Origin of the sequence: Bacillus sp. HSf4 (genome assembly GCF_029537375.1) — a bacterium.
GTDB lineage: Bacteria > Bacillota > Bacilli > Bacillales > Bacillaceae > Bacillus > Bacillus sonorensis_A.
The window spans coordinates 4033247-4053407 of the sequence record NZ_CP120679.1; the positions used below are offsets into that span (position 1 = coordinate 4033247).

Genomic DNA, 20161 nt, shown 5'->3' on the forward strand with positions numbered 1-20161 from the left:
ACTTTTAAACAAGTAAAAGGGGTTTTATCAGCTTTCCCGCTTTGTTTTGATATTTCTCGCCGAGGATTTTAAAAAAGACTCGATCGATTCCACAAAAAGCGCATATTCCTTCATTTGTTCATAAGTGCTTGAAAGCTTTTTTTGCGCTTCTTCATCATTCGAAATTGTTTTATCTTCGATGTCTCTGATCATTTGCTTCACCTGAAGGAGCAAATGTTGATACTCTTCCCTCGTATCCTCAATATGATCTGCTATTTTTTTCAACCGCATGGCTGTCGACTTTTGTTGGTTCTGATCCAAGCAAACAACTCCTTTACAACTGCACAGTATCTAAAAAAAGCATATCATAAAGGGATTGTACAGAAAATAGGATCAGGACATCGTCCATGATGTAACTTTCATGACGGTTTCTTTTCTGCCGCTAATCGATACATCATTATTTCCCGGGTAAGGAAAGTATCTCGCTGAAAATACTTCTTCACCGCCGTTGACGAAAATTTCGATTGAAGACGAGTCTAAAAAGACGTTTAAATCGCGGAGTTCGTTTAAACTGCAATGCCTTGATTCCTCTCTTCCGTCAACACAGCTGTTTCTTTCCAGGGTGAGGACGCCGTCCGCTTTGCTGTATATAAGACGAGCCGCTCCCCTGAATGAGATTTCAAAGCCTTCCTCAATATGCGACGGTTCAATGTACAGCTCAGCGCTGTCGGGATGGTCGAGGTCCAATTGTTCTGCGGCCTGGCGAAGTGAAACCTCAACCGTTTTTTGTTCCCTTCGCAACGTTTTAAGTTCTTGAACCGGTTTTTGAATGAGCTTGTTTTCTTTTAATGTCAATTCCCTTGGCAATGTCATGCAGTGAACCCATTGATTCGGGATGGTCGGATGTTGCTGTTCATCCTGGTCGGGAACCCCCATCCAGGCGATTAAAATCCGCCGCCCTGATTCATCTAATGTCGTCTGCGGTGCATAAAAATCAAAGCCCTGATCAAGCTCTGTAAATTCTCCATGCTTGAATTCCGGCTTCCCTTCATCTAGTTCACCGACAAAATAACCTGACTGATAAACGTTTTGATAGCGGAAACCATCTGCTTTTAAGCCTTGCGGGCAGACGATTAAAACATCTTTGCCGCCAAGCGATATCATATCCGGACATTCCCACATATATCCAAACTCATCAAGCTGATCCGTATTCGAGCCGGTTATGTCGCCGAGAAACGACCAATCCCTCAAATTGTCTGAAGTAAAGAGCACAGCCCTTCCTTCAAGACGCTCAGTCTGGGCACCGAGTACCATGTACCAGCGCCCGTTCTTTTTCCAGACTTTCGGATCGCGGAAATGAGCCGTATAACCTTTCGGAAGCCTTGCGACAACCCCCTGTTTTTCAAAAGAAATGCCATCTTTTGAGACGGCGAGGCATTGGTAGGTTTCGCGGTCTCCTTCATCGTTCCTGACATTCCCCGTATAGAAAACATGGAGCAAATCATTCTCAACAATCGCACTTCCTGAGTAGCATCCATTTTTGTCATACCAATCGCTCGGTGTAAGGGCGATCTCTTCATGACGCCAGCGGACAAGATCACGGGAAGCATAATGCCCCCAAAACTTGGCCCCGTGCCCCGTCTTAAAAGGCATCCATTGATAAAAGAGGTGGTATGTCCCTTTCCAATGAATGAACCCGTTTGGATCGTTCAGCAGTCCGACAGGCGGCATGATGTGATAATGGAGACGATAAGGATCCTGATTGACAACGGTTTGATATTTTTCAACCCGGTCAATGGCTTGTTCGCGAAGTTCCTTGTCCCGCAGATTCATAAGCTAGCCTCCTTAGTTCTTCTTTTCATCTTCTTTAATCCCTAAGAAATAGGCTGTGATAAATGCCGCAATAACAGCGATAGCCATTCCGATTAAATAGTTGATGAGGTTGGCCGTTCCGAATGGCGCGGCGATCGCGATCATCGGAATGCCTGTCAGGCCGTAAGCGTTTGCGGCGACATTGGTAAAGACGACATAGGCTCCGCCGAGCGCTCCGCCGACCATCGCACCGATGAACGGCTTGCGGTACCGAAGATTGACTCCGAAAATAACCGGCTCGGTAATGCCGAGAAACGCTGAGAAAGCCGCCGGTAATGCGATCTCTTTTGTCTTTGCCCGTTTTGACAGGAAGAATACGGCGAGTCCGGCGCCGCCTTGGGCGACATTGGCCATCGACCAGATTGGAAGCAGATAGTTGCGTCCGATATCGGCGATAAGACCGGCCTCAATCGCATGAAAGCTGTGATGAACTCCGGTTAACACGATAAGGGAGTATGTCCCGCCAAAAATCAATCCCGCAACCGGTCCTGCATGATCGTAAACAAAGGTCAAAACATTCGTGATGCCGGAACCGAGGGCTCTTCCTAATGGCCCGATTGCAATAAACGCGATAAATCCTGTTGAAATAATGGTCAAAAACGGTGTTACCAAAAGGTCGATCGCATTCGGTACAAATTTTCTCGTCCACTTCTCAATTTTACTCATCACATAGACGGCCAAAAGAATCGGAATGACTGTTCCCTGATAGCCCAGCAGTTCAATCGGAAGGCCGAAGAAATCCATAACCTCAGGTTTTGCTTCAGTGAGTCCCCAAGGATTCAGCAGGCTCGGGTGAATCAAAATCCCCCCGATGACAGCCCCAAGATACGGGTTTCCACCAAATTCCTTCGCCGCGCTGATACCGATCAGAATCGGGAGAATGATAAAGGCGGCGCTTGAAAACATATCAAGAAGTTTAAACAGCGCTGTATCAGGACTGACCCATTGGAACGCTTTCATCATTCCCAAGAGTCCCATTAGTAAACCGCTTGCAACAATCGCCGGAATAATCGGCACAAATATATTTGACAGCGTTTTCGCAAAACGCGCCAAAGGGTTCATTTTTTGCTTCGCTGCCTCACTGTGCTGAACTGTTTCTTTTTGATCAAGCTGAAGTGTATTAGCAAATTGTTCATACACTTTGTTGACGAGTCCTGTACCAAAAATAATTTGATACTGTCCGGAGCTGGAAAATGCCCCTTTTACACCATCAAGCTCTTCAACCTTTTCCTGGTCGATTTTCGCTTCATCTTGAATGACCAACCGCAGCCGTGTAGCGCAATGAGCCGCACTGATGATATTATCTTCTCCGCCGAGCAGCTGAATGAGTCGTTCGGCAATTTCTTTGTGATTCATGATGACTCCTCCTTTTTTTAAAAAAAAGCAGAAAAGACCTAAAATTCGCCAACGAATAAAGGACACATTCTCCCCATTCATCTGAGCAAATTTTAGGTCTTGCCTGCTTTACCAGTCACAATCCCCAGTATTTATTTTTTAACACGCTTTCATTTTATTATGTGATAACGCTTTCGTCAACTAGTTTTTTATATTTATATGAAATTTGACCTAAAAAAGCCTGATCGCGGGAGTATCAGGCGGTTTTATATATGGGAATCGTTTAAACGCTGGACATGCAGCGTAATATAGCCAATCTCCGATTCCGGGAGATGAAGATCATATTCGGTTTTTACGTAATCCGCCAGCCCTGCCGCACACCGGTAGCTTTCAGGATACTTTTGCTGGATGAAATAAAGCATGTCATCGTCCATCACGTGAAACGCTTCATCTGATTCCAGCCGATTAATCGCATACCTCAGATGTGTGACAAGACGTTGATAAGAGATGCTGTTCTCATCGATCGTCCGATTGAAGCAACATTCGATCTTTTCGATCATCTCTTTGATGATCGTCGTGTATTTAAGGGTTTTCTGCATGTTCTCCGCATCCATTTTGGCTGTGTGAATATGCAGTGCAATATAACCCGCTTCATCGTCCGGCAAATCGATGTCCAATTTCTCTTTGATCAAATCGATTGCCCAGAGACCGATCTCATATTCTTTTTTATAAAGCGCTTTAATTTCGTTTAATAATTTATTTTGAATGACAAATCCTTTACGGATTCGTTCAATTGCAAATGATAAATGATCCACAAGGGCGATGTGGATATGGTCGCTCAGCGGTGCGGACAGCTGCCCTTCCGCATAGCTGATAATCTCTTCGGCAGCTTCAATATGTTCTTCCGGAAGTGTTTCGAGGATTTGTTTAAATTTCTCATTTTCTTCATGAATGGTAAAAATCTTTTCTACCTTCTGTCTCAAAATGGTGTCATTTTTACCTTTTTGAAAAGCGATTCCCGGCCCCATGACAATTTTCTCTTGACCATCCTCCTTTATAATTGCCGCATTGTTGTTTAATACTTTGTATATTTTCAAGGCTGTCACCCACTTCCCGTTATGTGTGGGATTTTACCTTGTTTATGCGCACATGTAAAGTTCAGGTCCGGCTCTCACCCTTTTCACCGCTTTTTTATAGACGTCCAGGTTCCTCTCTTTCCGCCACGCGCCGGCAATCACTCTCTGATCTTTTGAAGTCCGTTCTTTTTTCTCCACAGCTGTGTCAGAAAAGCCGTCTAAAAACCGTTCAGCTTGTTGATATGTAGCACCGGCCGAAGTTAAAACGGTGACCTGGCTCTGCCGTACGGGCATCAGCCCATTCAGCAGCATCACTGCCCATAATTTCAAAAATGAAACAAAGCTTTTCACAACAATCCCTCCTGATTTCAATTTTGAATCCTAGCAACTCTATTAAACTTTCTGGCTCTATCTTATCGCGGCAAAATGAAAATGTTTGTCACAATGTGTGTGAAAAATGATTCTAGTTTTTAGAAGTTTTGTTGAATACTGCTGGAACAGGCCACAAATGTGGACAAAATAAAGTATCAGAGGTTTATTCACAGCTTATCCTAAGGATAAACACATATTACCCACAGCGTATATCCACATATCCACATAATCATTCAATATTTAGTATAAGAACACATATTCCCTACTATATCTATACACAATTTTATCAACTTATACACAGAAAATTGTGTATAAGTATGTATCGATGGGGCCAATACATTGAATCTTTGAAAATTATTTCTATATTTAGAAGGATTTCTTTTTAAATGAGAGAATATTTTAAAAGTTCGAAACTCTAAACAATACTGATCCATAAGGGGGAAGACATATTGAAAAAACGTCTTATGCGTTCTGCCGTTTTTGTATTTATTTTATTATTCACATTATCCACATGCCTTTCCGGAGTGCAGGCAAAAACAGCTGCTGAAAAACAATCTCCGGAACTGAAGAAGGCGGAAGTTTACGGAGATATTGATGTAACATCAGATAAACAGACAACAGTCATCGTTGAATTGAAAGAGGAATCATTGGCAGAGGCAAAAGCGGAAGGAAAAAAACAAACAAAAGCTTCATTAAAAGCCGAACGCAGCAAAGCGAAAAATAAAGCGAAAAAAACAATCAAAAAGGCGAAAATCAAACGGGAGTATGATCGTGTTTTTTCGGGATTTTCCATGAAGCTGCCGGCGAGTGAAATTCCAAAGCTCCTTTCCGTTAAAGAAGTTAAAGCGGTTTATCCAAATGTGACATACAAACCTGACCGTGTAAAAGGTAAAGACGTGACAATTGCCGCAGACGCGTTTCATCCACAGATGGATAAAAGCGCGCCTTACATCGGAGCGGACCAGGCCTGGAAATCGGGCTATACCGGTAAAGGCATCAAGGTGGCCGTCATTGACACAGGTGTTGATTACACACATCCTGACTTAAAGAAAAACTTCGGGCCATACAAAGGATATGACTTTGTGGACAACGACTATGATCCGCAGGAAACACCTGCCGGCGACCCGCGCGGAGAAGCAACTGAACATGGTACACATGTTGCAGGCACAGTCGCCGCAAATGGACAGATCAAAGGGGTTGCGCCTGATGCGACACTTCTCGCCTACCGTGTACTCGGACCAGGCGGATCGGGAACGACTGAAAACGTCATCGCAGGGATAGAAAAAGCCGTCGCCGACGGAGCGGACGTTATGAACCTCTCCCTCGGAAATTCACTCAACAGCCCTGACTATGCGACGAGCATTGCGCTTGACTGGGCGATGTCAGAAGGTGTAACCGCGGTGACATCCAACGGCAACAGCGGACCTGAGAACTGGACCGTCGGATCGCCCGGAACCTCAAGGGAAGCGATTTCCGTCGGTGCTTCACAGCTCCCTTATAACGAGTATTCCGTAACGTTTGACTCTTATTCGACCGCCAAAGTGATGGGCTATGACGAAGAAAAAGACATTCAGACCTTGAACAATCAAGAGGTTGAGCTTGTTGAAGCAGGAATTGGGCAAGCTGACGATTTTGCAGGAAAAGATGTGAAAGGAAAAGTCGCGGTGATCCAAAGAGGTGTCCTCCCGTTTGTGGATAAAGCCGAAAATGCGAAAAAAGCCGGTGCGATTGGAGCTGTGATCTACAATAATGTATCCGGAGAAATCGAGCCCAACGTGACGGGTATGGCCGTACCGACCGTCAAACTGTCGAAAGAAGAGGGAGAAAAGCTTGTCCAGCAGATGAAAGAAGGGAAGCACACTGCTGTCTTTTCTTTTAAGTTGGATAAAAAGCTCGGTGAAACCATCGCATCCTTCTCATCCCGGGGCCCTGTCATGGATACTTGGATGATCAAGCCTGACGTTTCAGCACCAGGCGTCAATATTGTCAGTACGGTTCCTACACATGATCCGCAAAACCCTTACGGCTATGCCTCTATGCAAGGAACCAGCATGGCTTCGCCACACGTTGCAGGAACCGCTGCCATTTTAAAACAGGCCAAGCCCGACTGGGCGCCTGAGCAAATCAAGGCCGTCCTTATGAACACGGCCGAAAAACTAACGGATGAAAACGGCAAACCCTATCCGCACAATACGCAAGGCGCAGGCAGCATCCGGATCATGGACGCTCTCAAAGCTTCATCTATTGTGAGCCCTGGCAGCCATTCATTCGGCACCTATATGAAAAACAAAGGAAAGCAAACGAAAAAACAAGCACTTACGATCGAAAACCTTTCATCGTACAGAAAAGCCTATCAGCTTGAGTACTCTTTCAAAGGGCAAGGCATATCTGTAAAAGGAACACAGCGGGTCGTCATTCCTGCCAAGAAAACCGGTAAAGCGAATGTGAAGGTGACCGTCAACGCTGCGAAAACAAAAGCCGGAACATATGAGGGCACAGTGTATGTCCGCGACGGCAGCAGAAAAGTGGCCGAAATTCCGACCCTTTTGATTGTCAAAGAGCCCGACTACCCGCGCGTCACATCCGTAACCGTTGAACCGGGAACAAAAGAGGGGACATATACGGTCGAAGCTTATCTTCCAGGAGGGGCAGAAGAACTGGCATTTCTTGTGTATGACGAAAACCTTGAATTCATCGGACAGGCAGGGGTTTATAAAAACCAAGGAAAAGGGTATCAAACATATCAATGGAACGGAAAGATCAATGATACAACCGCCCTTAAACCGGACAAATATCATATGCTCGCTTACGCCTCTTCTAAAGGAAAATCAAGCTATGTGCTGACAGAGGAGCCGTTTATCGTCGAATAATGGGAAGCCTTGTTGAGAGTCACTCAACAAGGCTTTTTTATGTTAAAATACGGATAATCAAACCCCCTCGCGTTCACAGGAGAAGCCCTTCTCTTTAAAACGCGAAAAAATCCAATCGGAGGATTTCGCTTATATGCTTTCATTTCTCGTATTATTCGGCTTATCCTTCATGTCGGTCTGCTTTATCTTTTTCACGGTATTGTATTTCACCCTCAACCTGCAAACAAACGAACGACACCCTTTTCAGAAAGCGGCGGAGCATACGGTAGACACGATCATTCTCGTGCCGCTCAGCTGGCTGTTTACCGCCGTATACATAGGGGTCCTGCTCATCCTTCTCCCCATCCGCAGTCTAATGAATGTTTTTCAGCAAAAACGCTGATGGTCTGCAAACGCCTCCGCTAAAAGGCGGTATGATTTCAGCTTATCCTGGAAATTGTGTGTGATTGTGACCGCCATGACTTCATCCGTTCCATAAGCGTCCGCCAAAGCAAGCAGCTGTTGTTTCACCTGTCGTTGTGTACCGATCACCATGCGATTTCGATTATCGTTGATTCTTCTCTTTTCATATGATGAATATTCATATGACTGCGCCGTTTCAAAAGATGGGAAGCCGTCTGTTACCAGCCCCTGTTCATTTGCCAATAAAGAAAAATCAAGGCTCTTGGCGAGGTGTTCTGCCTCTTCTTCAGTGTCCGCGCAAATCACAAATACAGCGACAATCACTTTCGGTTTGTCGCCCAGCACCGAAGGTTGGAATCGTTCCTTATATTGCCTGGCCGCTTCAGCTCCTCCCTCTCCATTGATAAATTGGGCAAAGGTATAGGCCGCACCGATTTGCGCAGCCAGTCTGGCGCTTTCCCCAGAGGAACCAAGCAGCCACACCTCCGGAGCGGAACTGACAGTCGGTGATGCGGTTAAATGCGGAAAGCGGTGGTGTTCATCGGCCAGATCGTACAGATATGTGACAAGATCATGAATCTGATCCGGATATTGATCCGTCTGACGCCTGCCGCCGTTTTGAAGAGCCATTGAAGCGATCGGCATACCCCCGGGCGCCCGGCCGATCCCCGCGTCAATCCTGCCTGGTGCAAGTCCTTCCAGAACGCGAAAGTTTTCAGCCACCTTATAAGCGCTGTAGTGGGGGAGCATAACCCCTCCTGACCCCAGACGAATCTTTGCTGTTTTCGCGGCGATAAACCCAAGCAAAACCTCAGGGCTTGACCCCGCCAGATTTCTCGAAAAATGGTGCTCAGACACCCAAAATCTCCTGTACCCAAGCTTCTCTGCCATTTGAGCAAGCTCGGCCGTCTGTCTGAGAGCTGTTTCAGGAGTGCTCCCTTCGGAAACAGGCGACTGATCCAGTATACTTAACGACAACATCGTCTTCCCTCCAATTTCTTCGTTTACTTTTTAGCCGTAAAAAGAAATAATAGTATCATGTAATCATTAAAGGAGCACCAGGATTGATGAATGAGCAAAAGCCGAAACAAAAACCGCATCCTCCAGCCGTACAAGAAAACTTTGCCAAAGGCTGTTTATTCGGAATCCTTTTCAGCCTTCCATTCTGGATCTTGTTTTATTTTTTCCTGAAACACGTCATGTCGATATAAACATGAAAGAAGCCCCTGTTGGAAGGGGCTTTTCTTTACCTTTTATTAAACCCTTTTTCTTTTACGAAATCATGCATATACGTTCGCTTCGGCTCCTTCAGGCTTTGGACGATCTGCTCTGTCCATTTGTCTTTCCTTTTGCCGTTTGTTCTGTTTTGATAGTAATTTGAAATGGTTTCGTCATACGCGTGCAATTGTTTGTGAAACCTTTCGTCATCTATATCATAAGTATTTTCGTGGTAAATATGCTCAAGCGGCAATCTTGGCTTTTGAGCGGACGGATTGGCCGGATGACCGACGACAAGCCCGAACAGCGGAAGGACATATTCAGGTGTACCCAGTACCTCTGCCACCTTGTTCAGAGCGTTGCGAATGCCGCCGATATAGCAGATGCCCAGCCCCATCGATTCAGCGGCAATCGACATGTTTTGTGCGGCAAGAGCGGCATCGATGACACTGACCATAAACGTTTCAGTGCTTTCAAGAGAGCCCTGGATGTCTTCCCCTTTTTCTCCGGCCATTTTCTGATGCCGGTAAAGATCTGCACAGAACACAAACAAATGGCCGTTTTTTTCAACATACGGCTGATCGCCAGCCAAAGCAGCAAGCTCGCGCTTCTTCGTTTGGTCGGTTACTCCGATAATCGAATAAGCTTGAATATAGCTGGAAGTTGATGCGCTTTGCGCGCTTTCTACAAGCAAATGCACCTCTTCTTTTGTCAGCGGCTGGTCCGTAAAGGACCGGATCGAACGGTGATTTAAAATGGTTTCAATCGTTTGATTCATTGCTATACCTCCTCATGACTTTATCATATCCAAAATCTGATGATCTCTAAAGCGAAACGGTTTCTCCGGGGAAAGGAAGCGGTATAAATTGAATCGAAAGAAAGATGACGCGCATACAGCGGGCTTTTGTGCTGATGGAACACCGGACAGTTTTGTTTGGAGAAGAAGTTCACACCCTCCATGTGGCGGCCGCTGCCGAATACAAATTAAAGACAGCCGGATCGGCTGTCTTTTTTTGGCGTTTATTTAAACATATAGCCTTGATATTTGCTTAGCTGGCAGCTTGCATTATAGACGATGGCATAGCCGATAAGGGCCGACAAAATAGAGCTGCCCCCATAGCTGACCAACAGCAGAGGAACACCTGTGACAGGCATCAGCCCGATGTTCATCCCGATGTTTTGGAACGTGTGAATCACAATCAGCGCGGTATACCCGACACAGAAAAAAGCGGCAAACCGATTATACCGATGTATTTTATCGATCAGAACGACAAGCCGGTAAATGAGAAAGAAAAATATCAGCACGACAAAAGTACAGCCGATAAAGCCAAAGCTTTCGCCGATGACGGCGAAGATAAAGTCGGTTTGGCCTTCAGGAACATGGACTTTCATATTGTTCATACCAGTGCCGAATATTTCTCCTGATCCAATCGCCATAACGGCTTTTTCTGTCTGATAAGTGTCATTGGCGGTCTGCTGGTCAGAATCAACCCATGTCATCACCCTGTTGATCTGGTACTCCTTAATATGCAGTGTATTCCGCGAAAACTCGGGAAAATGGATCACCAGAAATAAAACGAGCAAAACAAGCGAAACGCCGCTGCCGACGATGATAAAAATCAGTTTCCAATTGATTCCCGACAAAAACACCATGACGGCGACAAAGAACATGCAGATTCCAGCCGTCCCCGCGTCCTGCATCAAAATCAAGCCGATCGGAACCGCTGATACAGCCGCGATTTTCAGCAAAAGGTGAACATCCTCCCGCAAGGTGCGAGAACCCTTTGGACTCGCTTTTGAAATCACGGAAGCCAGCATCATGATCAAACCGATTTTCATAAACTCAGACGGCTGCAATGTCACCGTTCCAAATTGAAACCAGCTCTTCGCCCCTTTTTTAACCGGTGCAATCGACTCGGGACTGAATTTCAAAATGATCAATGACAGGATGCCAAATACAAATATATACACGCTGAACTTTTCGAGCTGCTCCAAATCAAAATAAAGAAAACCGACGACCACGGCAATGCCGAGCAAATAATAGATCAGCTGCTTTGCCGGATAGCCGTTTAAAGCGAATGACGGCTGTGCTGCATAAACAGCAATCACGCTGATGATAAAGAACACACTTAATATAAAAATCAAATCACCCTGATAATAGGGACTTGTCTCATTTTTCTTATGACCCATGATACCCCGCCTTATTCCTTCATCAAAAACACTATCTTTCATTATACATGAACAGTATCGAAGAATACACGAAAAGGGGGTGCTTCCCATAAAAATAACAGCCTGAATGTACAGGCTGTTATTTAAACATATAGCTTTGGTATCTCGTTAATTGGCAGCTTGCATTATAGACGATCGCAAACCCGATTAAAGTAGCGACGATGGAGCTCCCCCCATAGCTGACCAACAGCAGGGGAACACCTGTGACAGGCATAATTCCAATGTTCATGCCGATGTTTTGAAAGGTATGGATGACGATCAACGCCGTAAAACCTGCACAGAAAAATGAGGCAAATTTGCTGAACGGATGTATTCGGTCTATTAAAACGACAAGCCGGTAAATGAAAAAGAAAAACATGATGACGACAAAGGTGCAGCCGGTAAAACCGAAGCTCTCGCCAATGACGGCAAAAATAAAGTCTGTTTGGGCTTCGGGGACATATACTTGCAGATCGTTTACACCGTTGCCGAACACTTTTCCTGAACCGATCGCCATTTGCGCCCTGTCGACCTGCATTTTGTCATCTGCAGTTTGTTCGCTCGGATTAACCCAGGTCATAACCCGGTTAATCTGGTATTTCTCAATTCCGACCGCACCCGCAACATCCGGGAATTTGATGATGACATACAATATTAAAACGGCTACGCTGAGGCCTGATAAGAAGATCAGTGAAATGAGCTTCCAGTTGACACCTGAAAGGAAGATCATCACAAGAATCACAAACATGACGATCCCGGCCGTACCTGTGTCCTGTTCTAAAATCAGCCCCGCCGGCAAAATGACGATGCCGAAGATTTTCAATAAAAAGATCCAATCCTCTTTTAACGTCCGCTTTCCGGTTGGACTATGTTTGGACATAAACGATGCTAAATACATGATCAAGCCGATTTTCATAAACTCAGACGGCTGCAATGTAAAGCCGGGAAGCATAAACCAGCTTTTTGCGCCATTGATAACCGGAGCAAACCTGTAAGACCCTATATAAGAGGGGCTGAATTTTAACACAATCAGCATCAGGATGCCGAGTATGTAAAAATAAAAGCTGAGCTTTTCAAGCTGCTCCAAATCAAAGTATAGAAACAGAATGACGATGAGCGCTCCCAGCAAATAGTACAGGGACTGCTTCATCGCAAACGGCTCATTGTATTGGTTAAATTGCTGAGCGGCGTATACCGCCACAATGCTGATGATAAAAAAGACTATAAATACGAAGATCAAATCGCCTTGATAAAAGGGATTTGATATGTTTTTTCTCTGACTCATTCAAAATCCCGCCCTTATTTCTGACACAATGCAATATAGTGAAGACAGTATCAACTTCCTCACAAATGATATGACGTACAAAAAACCAAAATGTTTCGAATGAAACATACACAAAAAAATTCCTTCTTCATTTTAAAGGATTCTTCCAACTATTGTCGAATTTGATAAAGTCATTGATTTTTGATTGATTTGTATTAAAATGAGTAATGTTGCATAAAATTAAATTTTTGTCGGCAAATATTCATGGGCTGACGAAAGCATAACCATAAGGAGTTTTTAATTTGGATAAAGCACTTCAAAAGCGTAAACGGCTTGATCTGATAAAGTTTTTGATCCCTTCGCTTATCGGAATTATTTTATTTATGATTCCCGTTCAGATTGCAGGAGATTTAACGATTCCGATTGCGATTTTTTCTAATGCACTGCAGGAACTGCTTCACCGGCAGCTGCCGTTCATTATGATGTTGATCGTCACCGTAACATTTATCTTAACCTTTATCACGAAAACCTTCCATCCGTCTTTCATCAAGAAAAGCGAATTTTTCTATAAGCTGCTGAATGTATCTTTATTCTGGTACATCGTCCGTTTGTTCGGGATGATTTTCGCAGTGATGACATATTTTAAGTTTGGACCTGAAGCCGTGTATGCCGACAGCACGGGTGGAACATTATTGTTTGATCTGCTTCCGGTTCTCTTTTCCGTCTTTTTTTTCGCAGGTCTTTTCCTGCCTTTTCTGCTGAATTTCGGTCTGTTGGAATTGTGCGGGGCGCTGATGAAAAAACTGATGAGGCCTGTCTTCAGGCTGCCCGGGCGGTCTTCCATTGATTGTATGGCCTCATGGCTTGGAGACGGAACGATCGGCGTTCTCCTCACAAGCAAACAATACGAAGACGGATTTTATACAAAGCGTGAGGCCGCCATCATCGGCACGACTTTCTCCGTCGTCTCCATCACATTCTGCCTCGTGATTATTTCGCAGGTGGGCTTGGGCCATATGTTTGTTCCATTTTATTTGACCATACTGCTGGCCGGAGCCGTTGCGGCCGTGGTCAGTCCTCGTATTCCGCCTTTATCAAGAAAGGCTGATACGTATATTACAGATCAGAAAGATCAGGACCATGAGCAGATTCCGGAAGGGTTCACACCGTTCAAATGGGGTCTCACCCAGGCTGTCGCCAAGGCGAAGCAGAATTCAAGCGTCAAAGAATTTTTGCAGGATGGGACCAAAAATGTACTCGATATGTGGATGGGCGTGGCTCCCGTCGTCATGGCGCTCGGCACGGCTGCACTGATTGTCGCCGAGTACACGCCTGTATTCAAGTGGCTTGGTCTGCCGTTTATCCCGCTGCTTCAGCTGCTGCAGGTCCCTGAAGCCGCAGAAGCCTCACAGACGCTTGTCGTCGGCTTTGCCGACATGTTCCTTCCGTCTGTGCTTGGAAGCGGCATTGAGAGCGATATGACGCGTTTCATCATCGCCTGTGTATCCGTCACTCAATTAATCTATATGTCTGAAGTCGGCGGCCTTCTGCTCGGTTCGAAAATCCCGGTGACATTTATCGACCTGGTCTTGATTTTTATCGTTCGAACGCTGATTACACTGCCTATCATTGTCTTGTGCGCCCACTTTATTTTTTAAAGTAAACGGCCCTTGGTTTCCATTCCAAGGGCTTTTTCATTCAGAAAAAGTCATTGATCCAAGGACTCCGCGGCCTGATCGTGTCATCCAGCCGCATCACTTCCTTTTCGCTTCCCGTCAGTCTGCCGGACTCATATAAAAACCGGGCGCTTCGCGCACCAAGGAAAAACGCCGTGAGAGCCGCGATATCGCCGGTGAGACAACCCGCATCTCTTTTTTCATCTGCGGCTTCAACACCCTGTTTATCAACCTTGAATGTTCGGTTATTCCATGGAGCCGCGTTGTCCTTGACCTGAAAAATGAACGGCTCTTCAATTCGCCGTCTGAGCGGGTATTGCTCCAGAAAAGAACCGATATCGGTGATTCTCGCCATCGCGTAGGGCTGAATTTCCTGCTTGATTTTTGGCTCATCAAGGTGATAATCGAGACCATCTTCAGGCTGGACTGTCATTTCAAGCTCTTCGATCATCGAGTCATGCTGGCAAATGAAATTCCATAGTCCCATCCGCGCTTCATGCCGAATGCAAATCAGCTCATCAATCGTCATTTTGCGATTTTCGATTGTGTAGAGCATATAGCCGAGCGGGACGCCTTCCTTTGAATAATATACAGCAGTTACCACGGAATCTTCCAAAATATCTGTCATCCAATAGTCTGCCTCCCGCCTTAACAAACCATTATGGCGGCTTCGGAACTGATCATATAGCAGTCCCGCTGCAGCCTGTCCTTCGGCTTTTTCCAGCCTTCTGACAAAGCCGTCCGTTTGTTCAAAAGGTGTGAGATGTTCACGCTTCAGCCGATAAACCTTTTGATAAAACGCCAATTCCCAGCCAAACTTGCGGTAAAAAGCGATTTTAAAAGGGTGTAAAAAGCTGATGGTCTGCTGATTCTCCCTCATTCTTTTCAAAGACTCCACCAATAGCTGTCTGACCGTTCCCTTTCGGCGTTCCTCAGGCCAAGCCGCGACACCTGCAATCCCTCCCATATCCATATCGAGATGCTCGATTTGAGCTTTAAACGGAATGATATTCAGCTTTGAAAGAAGTTTTCCGCCCTCTTTGATGCCAATCACTTCATGCTTTTGATAAAGTTGTTTTGCTTTTGCCAGTTCTTTTTCGGAAAGCTTTCTCTGAAAAGCATATTCTGAAAGGCGGATCGCTTCCAGAATATCCGCCTCTGACGTCAATTCGGCCAACCTTCGCATCATCAGCCTCCTAAGGTATATTTATTCCACAATATATTCTCTTTTCTGCCCTTTATTTCCTACTGAGCTGACGCAAAAATTGAGCCGTTAGTTGGAGCGGAAAATGTTTTCCATTATGTATCATTTTTCGAATAACGTGGTATAATAAATGTAACAGAATGTTCACAAAATATTCTTCAGTTAGACACAAATTCATATTTAACCCGCTTGTTTTGACAGCGTTATCATTATTGAAAGGGGCTGAAAACGTATGGATATGTTTTTCGCTTACTTGCTGATCGCAAGCGCCACTCCACTGTTTTTATGGCTGGATAACAAAAAGGTCGCACTTTCGTCTATACCGCCAATCATTTTAATGTGGGTATTCTTCTTTTTCTACATGACAAGCAGTCTTTCTCCTACAGGACACTCTCTCATGATCGCACTCTTCATTCTCAACGTCATCATTGCCCATGTCGCCGCCTTCTTCATTTACGGACTTCCATTGATTCGAAAACACATGAGCCGATAATACGAAAAAACCCTCTTGTTTCCAAGAGGGTTTTGCTTGATTTGATTAATGTCCGCTATGCTCAGAGTGATGTTCACCCGGAGATCCGCCTTCAGGATTGTCTCCGTGATGAGTATGAGCCGCGAAGATCCAAATAGAACCGACTACAATAGCAATTGCAATAAATGCAGCAAAGAGCGTGTTTCCGACTTGGATATTTCCGCTGTCACTTTCAGTCATATGCATAAACATCAAGAGCTGAAGTGCAGCCTGGATGATAGCAAAGCCAAAAATAATCCACAGCTTTGCAGTCATGCTTAAATCGGTATAGATCACCCATAGGGCCAATAAGGTGAGCACAATGGACATTACGAACCCGACAATATGCTTCCAAGGAAAGTGGCTGTGTTCAGCCGATTGTTTTGCCGCCATTATACATTCACCAACCCTATCAAATAGACTCCGGTAAAGATGAAGATCCATACCACGTCTAAAAAGTGCCAATATAAGCTTGAAATAAACAATTTAGCAGAAGTTTGCGGCGTCAGACCGCGCTTTTTCGTCTGCAGTAAAATACCGATGATCCAGAAGATACCGATCGACACGTGCAGTCCGTGCGTTCCAAGCAGGACGAAGAACGCCGACCAGAAAGCACTTGTTGATAAAGTGGCACCTTCATGCACATAATGTGTGAACTCCGTAATCTCATAGAATACAAAGCCTGCACCAAGCAGGAGTGTAATGATCATCCAAATCATCACACCTTTTAAGCTTCCGCGTCTCATTTCATGAACGGCAATACCGCATGTAAAACTGCTCGTTAACAGCAGGAACGTCATGATTAAGACAAGCTTGGCGTCAAACAGCTCTGCCGGCAATACGCCTCCTGCTGTCCGGTTATGAAGAACAGCATAGGTCGAAAACAGCGTAGAGAATAACGCAATTTCCGCTCCAAGAAAGATCCAAAAGCCAAGGATGTTCAATCTTCCTATCTCAGACCGATATTCCATAGGAGCGTTTGAATTGCTATGTTCTGCATGTTCCATCAGTCACGCCTCCTTTACTTGGCATTCTTTCGTTCAGTCTCTTTTATTTCCTCAACACTTACATAGTAGCCGTCGTCATATTCAAATGAACGAAGAATCATACAGAGGAATACACCGATCAGACCGACGATTCCCATCCAATACCATTCAAAGACAAGTCCGAATCCTGCAAAACCGAAGCATAGCGACATGATAAACGGACGTCCTGAATTGCTCGGCATATGAATCTTTTTAAACTTGCTTTCAGGATGAATATCGACTTTGTCTTCCTTCATTTGCGCAAAAGCATCAGGTGATGTAACTTCAGGCAGAACCGCAAAGTTGTAGTGCGGCGGGATCGCAGATGACGTAGCCCATTCAAGCGTACGACCCATTCCCCAAGCATCTCCTGATTCCTCGCGTTTTGCATGACGGAAGCTGTAGAAAATGTTGTAGCAGAGAACGATGAACCCTGCGGCCATCAGCAATGCGCCAAATGTCGCAATCATGTTCAATGCAGTCCAGCCGTCTTCTGCTCCGTATGTGTAAATACGGCGCGGCATTCCCTGCAATCCCAGGAAATACATCGGGAAGAAACAGATGTTAAAGCCGGTCATAAACAGCCAGAAGAACCATTTTCCGATGCGTTCGTTCAGTTTGTGGCCGAACATTTTCGGATACCAGAAGATAAATCCGGCAAAACAAGCAAACACAGTACCCGCAATCAGCACATAGTGAAAGTGCGATACGAGGAAGTATGTGTTGTGATATTGATAATCCGCAGCAGCCATCGCCAGCATAACGCCCGTAACCCCGCCGATGACGAAGTTAGGAATAAATGCGAGCGACCACAGCATCGGAGTTGTGATTTTGATTCTGCCTCGATGCAGCGTCAACAGCCAGTTAAAGATTTTAACACCGGTCGGTACGGATATCGCCATCGTCGTAATCGAGAAGAACGAGTTGACCGCCGCGCTGTTGCCCATTGTGAAAAAGTGGTGCAGCCAAACGACGAAGCTGAGAACCGAAATGGCAACAATCGAATAAACCATTGCTTTATAGCCGAACAGCTGCTTTCTTGCAAATGTCGCAATAATTTCTGAAAAAATACCGAAAGCGGGCAAAATAACGATATAAACCTCAGGGTGTCCCCAAATCCAGAAAAGGTTCGCCCAAAGCATCGGCATACCGCCGTTTGCCAACGTGAAAAAGGCTGTTCCGAACAAGCGGTCAAATGTCATCAGCGCCAAAGCCACTGTCAAGACAGGGAAGGCGAAAATGATAATTACACAAGTGATCAGCGTTGTCCAAGTGAACATCGGCATCCGCCAGAGGGTCATGCCTTTTGTGCGCATTTTCAGGATGGTGACCATAAAGTTGATCCCGGTGAGCAGCGTACCGATACCGGCGATCTGAAGACCGAGCAAGTAATAGTTCTGCCCAGGTCCAGGACTCAGTTCATTGCCTGCAAGAGGCATGTATGCGGTCCATCCTGCATTCGGTGATCCGCCGATCACGAACGAAATATTAAACAGCATCGCTCCGACCATGAAGGTCCAGAAGCTTAAGTTGTTCAAATACGGAAATGCAACATCGCGTGCACCGATTTGAAGAGGTACGACAACGTTCATTAATCCAATAAGAAACGGCATCGCCATGAAGATGATCATGATCGTACCGTGAGTCGTAAATACTTCATTGTAGTGATTTGAATCTAAAAAGCTGTTATTAGGAAGCGTGAGCTGGGCACGCATCATTAATCCATCGACACCGCCGCGGAAAAACATAATCACTGCGGCAAGAATGTACATAATCCCTAGTCGTTTATGGTCGACGGTGGTAATCCATTCTCTCCAAAGCCATTTCCACTTTTTAAAATATGTCAGCACAAATACGATTGCAAGAGATGTTAGCAAAATGGAAATCTGCGCGCCGAGAATTAATGGGTCACCTGTAATTATGAATTCGTCCCATTTCAAATGCATGCAAGCTTCCTCCTTTCCTAGTGAGAATCATTAAAGTGCTCAGATTGTTTTTGATTGTCTTCTGTCTTCACATTTTCAAACGGATCTGATTTGGAGTGCGGAGATTTCGGCTCCCAGCCTAATCTTTCGCGTGCTTTTACGGCGTATTCCGCATCATTTCCATGATTGACGTATTTCAGATGCGTAGATGAAAACGTCATCTCATCCACATTCTGAGGAAGCATCAGTTCATCATACTTGCTCTTCGTCAGCTTTGGAGCTTCTTTTTGCGTTTTCTGCACCCACTCATTGAAGTCGCTTTGAGATACCGCTTTGACGTCAAATGTCTGTTCCGCAAACCCTTCGCCTGTGAAGTTTGCGTTGCGGCCTTTATATGTTCCTTCATGATCTGCCTGCAGGTATTGCTCCATTTCCATTCCGGACATCGCATATTTCTGTCCGCCAAGCTGCGGAATCCATAGTGATGCCATAGAATCGGCAGATGAAATTTTAAACAAAATCGGTCGGTCTGTCGGGATATTCAAGTAGTTGACCGTTTCAATATCCTGTTCAGGATAGCTGAATACCCATTTCCAATCGACAGATGTAGCATAAACAACCAAAGGTTCTTTATCCTTTGATGCTTTTGGAGCCTCTTCTAGAGAATAAATTGTTTGAACTGTCGGCACAGACAGCGCAATGACAATTAAAATCGGAACCACTGTCCAGACAATTTCTAAAAACGTATTGCCTTCCACTTCCGGACTGTATGGTGACTTTCGGTCTTTGCGTTCACGGTATTTGACGATCATGACCGTAAAAAGGACAAAAACGACCGCTACGATAAACAGCATAAATCCAATCGATAATAAAATAAGATCTCTTTGCTGTGAAGCAACCGGCCCCTTAGGATCTAATACCGCAATTTGACTGCAGCCACCCAATAAAAATACAGATGAAAGCAGTGCAAGCAGAATCAGTGGCTTGAATGCTCTGAACAAGAGGATCACCATCCTTCCTTAATGATGCATAAAATTTGGTCAGAATATCTAAATAAAAGGATTCTGAAACTTTTTCTTCTACCTTGCTATGCTATCAAAATCTTCACCAATTAGCCTTATTTTTTTCGAAAGTTCACCTTTTTTTCACCCAAATGTCATAAAATCGTCAAATTTTGTCCATAATAATATGAATAACGGAGGAAATTTGTTGGTAATTTTTTAG

At 45.0% G+C, this 20161-nt stretch carries 19 protein-coding genes; 5 read left to right on the forward strand and 14 right to left on the reverse strand.

The window, feature by feature from the left end:
- Positions 1-27: 27 nt before the first annotated feature.
- The 5 genes from P3X63_RS20850 to P3X63_RS20870 form a co-directional block, all read right to left on the reverse strand.
- Positions 28-300, reverse strand: a complete 273-nt coding sequence (locus P3X63_RS20850) for a hypothetical protein (protein ID WP_077736015.1) — start codon at positions 298-300, stop codon at positions 28-30.
- 72 nt (positions 301-372) lie between these two features.
- On the reverse strand, positions 373-1812 hold the full coding sequence (locus tag P3X63_RS20855; protein ID WP_277691878.1) for a sucrose-6-phosphate hydrolase: 1440 nt from the start codon (positions 1810-1812) through the stop codon (positions 373-375).
- 12 nt (positions 1813-1824) lie between these two features.
- A complete protein-coding gene (locus P3X63_RS20860; RefSeq protein ID WP_026589164.1) occupies positions 1825-3207 on the reverse strand; it encodes a sucrose-specific PTS transporter subunit IIBC in 1383 nt (460 codons plus the stop codon).
- A gap of 245 nt (positions 3208-3452) precedes the next feature.
- Positions 3453-4283, reverse strand: coding sequence for a PRD domain-containing protein (locus tag P3X63_RS20865; RefSeq protein WP_026589165.1), 831 nt, complete (start codon positions 4281-4283; stop codon positions 3453-3455).
- 42 nt (positions 4284-4325) lie between these two features.
- Positions 4326-4613: a hypothetical protein gene (locus P3X63_RS20870; protein ID WP_026589166.1), complete on the reverse strand. Its 288-nt coding sequence runs from the start codon at positions 4611-4613 to the stop codon at positions 4326-4328.
- A 485-nt stretch (positions 4614-5098) separates the two neighbouring features.
- Between P3X63_RS20870 and P3X63_RS20875 the strand changes: the two genes are divergently transcribed.
- Entirely contained in the window at positions 5099-7504 is a 2406-nt protein-coding gene (locus P3X63_RS20875; protein ID WP_481748582.1) for a S8 family serine peptidase, read from the forward strand.
- A gap of 133 nt (positions 7505-7637) precedes the next feature.
- A complete protein-coding gene (locus P3X63_RS20880) occupies positions 7638-7886 on the forward strand; it encodes a hypothetical protein (protein WP_026589168.1) in 249 nt (82 codons plus the stop codon).
- On the opposite strand, the gene P3X63_RS20885 is transcribed toward P3X63_RS20880, so the two are convergent.
- Positions 7871-8887: an LLM class flavin-dependent oxidoreductase gene (locus P3X63_RS20885; protein WP_026589169.1), complete on the reverse strand. Its 1017-nt coding sequence runs from the start codon at positions 8885-8887 to the stop codon at positions 7871-7873. The genes P3X63_RS20880 and P3X63_RS20885 overlap by 16 nt on opposite strands.
- 83 nt (positions 8888-8970) lie before the next feature.
- On the opposite strand from P3X63_RS20885, the gene P3X63_RS20890 reads away from it, so the two are divergent.
- Positions 8971-9117, forward strand: coding sequence for a hypothetical protein (locus P3X63_RS20890; RefSeq protein ID WP_277692961.1), 147 nt, complete (start codon positions 8971-8973; stop codon positions 9115-9117).
- A gap of 35 nt (positions 9118-9152) precedes the next feature.
- Here P3X63_RS20890 and nfsA read toward each other — a convergent pair whose 3' ends face one another.
- The 3 genes from nfsA to P3X63_RS20905 all read right to left on the reverse strand — a co-directional run bounded on the left by nfsA (position 9153) and on the right by P3X63_RS20905 (position 12617).
- Entirely contained in the window at positions 9153-9902 is a 750-nt protein-coding gene (nfsA, locus tag P3X63_RS20895; RefSeq protein ID WP_026589170.1) for an oxygen-insensitive NADPH nitroreductase, read from the reverse strand.
- Positions 9903-10144: 242 nt separating this feature from the next.
- Positions 10145-11314: an FtsW/RodA/SpoVE family cell cycle protein gene (locus P3X63_RS20900; RefSeq protein WP_277691884.1), complete on the reverse strand. Its 1170-nt coding sequence runs from the start codon at positions 11312-11314 to the stop codon at positions 10145-10147.
- A gap of 118 nt (positions 11315-11432) precedes the next feature.
- On the reverse strand, positions 11433-12617 hold the full coding sequence (locus P3X63_RS20905) for an FtsW/RodA/SpoVE family cell cycle protein (RefSeq protein ID WP_026589172.1): 1185 nt from the start codon (positions 12615-12617) through the stop codon (positions 11433-11435).
- Positions 12618-12898: 281 nt separating this feature from the next.
- On the opposite strand from P3X63_RS20905, the gene P3X63_RS20910 reads away from it, so the two are divergent.
- Complete coding sequence (locus P3X63_RS20910; RefSeq protein WP_277691886.1) at positions 12899-14254, forward strand: YjiH family protein; 1356 nt, start codon at positions 12899-12901, stop codon at positions 14252-14254.
- Between the two features lie 40 nt (positions 14255-14294).
- Here the strand turns inward: P3X63_RS20910 and P3X63_RS20915 are convergent, their stop codons facing one another.
- Complete coding sequence (locus P3X63_RS20915) at positions 14295-15461, reverse strand: GNAT family N-acetyltransferase (RefSeq protein ID WP_277691888.1); 1167 nt, start codon at positions 15459-15461, stop codon at positions 14295-14297.
- Positions 15462-15708: 247 nt separating this feature from the next.
- On the opposite strand from P3X63_RS20915, the gene ywcE reads away from it, so the two are divergent.
- Positions 15709-15969, forward strand: a complete 261-nt coding sequence (gene ywcE / locus P3X63_RS20920) for a spore morphogenesis/germination protein YwcE (RefSeq protein ID WP_277691890.1) — start codon at positions 15709-15711, stop codon at positions 15967-15969.
- 45 nt (positions 15970-16014) lie between these two features.
- Here ywcE and qoxD read toward each other — a convergent pair whose 3' ends face one another.
- From qoxD to qoxA, 4 genes are read right to left on the reverse strand one after another with little or no spacing between them, the layout of a single operon-like run.
- Complete coding sequence (gene qoxD / locus P3X63_RS20925) at positions 16015-16380, reverse strand: cytochrome aa3 quinol oxidase subunit IV (protein WP_077736010.1); 366 nt, start codon at positions 16378-16380, stop codon at positions 16015-16017.
- On the reverse strand, positions 16380-16994 hold the full coding sequence (qoxC, locus tag P3X63_RS20930; protein WP_026589177.1) for a cytochrome aa3 quinol oxidase subunit III: 615 nt from the start codon (positions 16992-16994) through the stop codon (positions 16380-16382). Before qoxC ends, qoxD begins: the two co-directional genes overlap by 1 nt.
- A 14-nt stretch (positions 16995-17008) precedes the next feature.
- Positions 17009-18958, reverse strand: a complete 1950-nt coding sequence (gene qoxB, locus P3X63_RS20935) for a cytochrome aa3 quinol oxidase subunit I (RefSeq protein ID WP_026589178.1) — start codon at positions 18956-18958, stop codon at positions 17009-17011.
- A gap of 17 nt (positions 18959-18975) precedes the next feature.
- Complete coding sequence (gene qoxA, locus P3X63_RS20940) at positions 18976-19947, reverse strand: cytochrome aa3 quinol oxidase subunit II (protein WP_277692955.1); 972 nt, start codon at positions 19945-19947, stop codon at positions 18976-18978.
- Positions 19948-20161: the final 214 nt, after the last annotated feature.

Bases quoted from the DNA above. Each gene is read 5' to 3' on its own strand.
- P3X63_RS20855 (WP_277691878.1), bottom strand. From the start codon at position 1,812: ATGAATCTGCGGGACAAGGAACTTCGCGAACAAGCCATTGACCGGGTT.
- P3X63_RS20860 (WP_026589164.1), bottom strand. From the start codon at position 3,207: ATGAATCACAAAGAAATTGCCGAACGACTCATTCAGCTGCTCGGCGGA.
- P3X63_RS20875 (WP_481748582.1), top strand. From the start codon at position 5,099: ATGCGTTCTGCCGTTTTTGTATTTATTTTATTATTCACATTATCCACA.
- P3X63_RS20880 (WP_026589168.1), top strand. From the start codon at position 7,638: ATGCTTTCATTTCTCGTATTATTCGGCTTATCCTTCATGTCGGTCTGC.
- P3X63_RS20885 (WP_026589169.1), bottom strand. From the start codon at position 8,887: ATGTTGTCGTTAAGTATACTGGATCAGTCGCCTGTTTCCGAAGGGAGC.
- nfsA (WP_026589170.1), bottom strand. From the start codon at position 9,902: ATGAATCAAACGATTGAAACCATTTTAAATCACCGTTCGATCCGGTCC.
- P3X63_RS20900 (WP_277691884.1), bottom strand. From the start codon at position 11,314: ATGGGTCATAAGAAAAATGAGACAAGTCCCTATTATCAGGGTGATTTG.
- P3X63_RS20905 (WP_026589172.1), bottom strand. From the start codon at position 12,617: ATGAGTCAGAGAAAAAACATATCAAATCCCTTTTATCAAGGCGATTTG.
- P3X63_RS20915 (WP_277691888.1), bottom strand. From the start codon at position 15,461: ATGATGCGAAGGTTGGCCGAATTGACGTCAGAGGCGGATATTCTGGAA.
- ywcE (WP_277691890.1), top strand. From the start codon at position 15,709: ATGGATATGTTTTTCGCTTACTTGCTGATCGCAAGCGCCACTCCACTG.
- qoxD (WP_077736010.1), bottom strand. From the start codon at position 16,380: ATGGCGGCAAAACAATCGGCTGAACACAGCCACTTTCCTTGGAAGCAT.
- qoxC (WP_026589177.1), bottom strand. From the start codon at position 16,994: ATGGAACATGCAGAACATAGCAATTCAAACGCTCCTATGGAATATCGG.
- qoxB (WP_026589178.1), bottom strand. From the start codon at position 18,958: ATGCATTTGAAATGGGACGAATTCATAATTACAGGTGACCCATTAATT.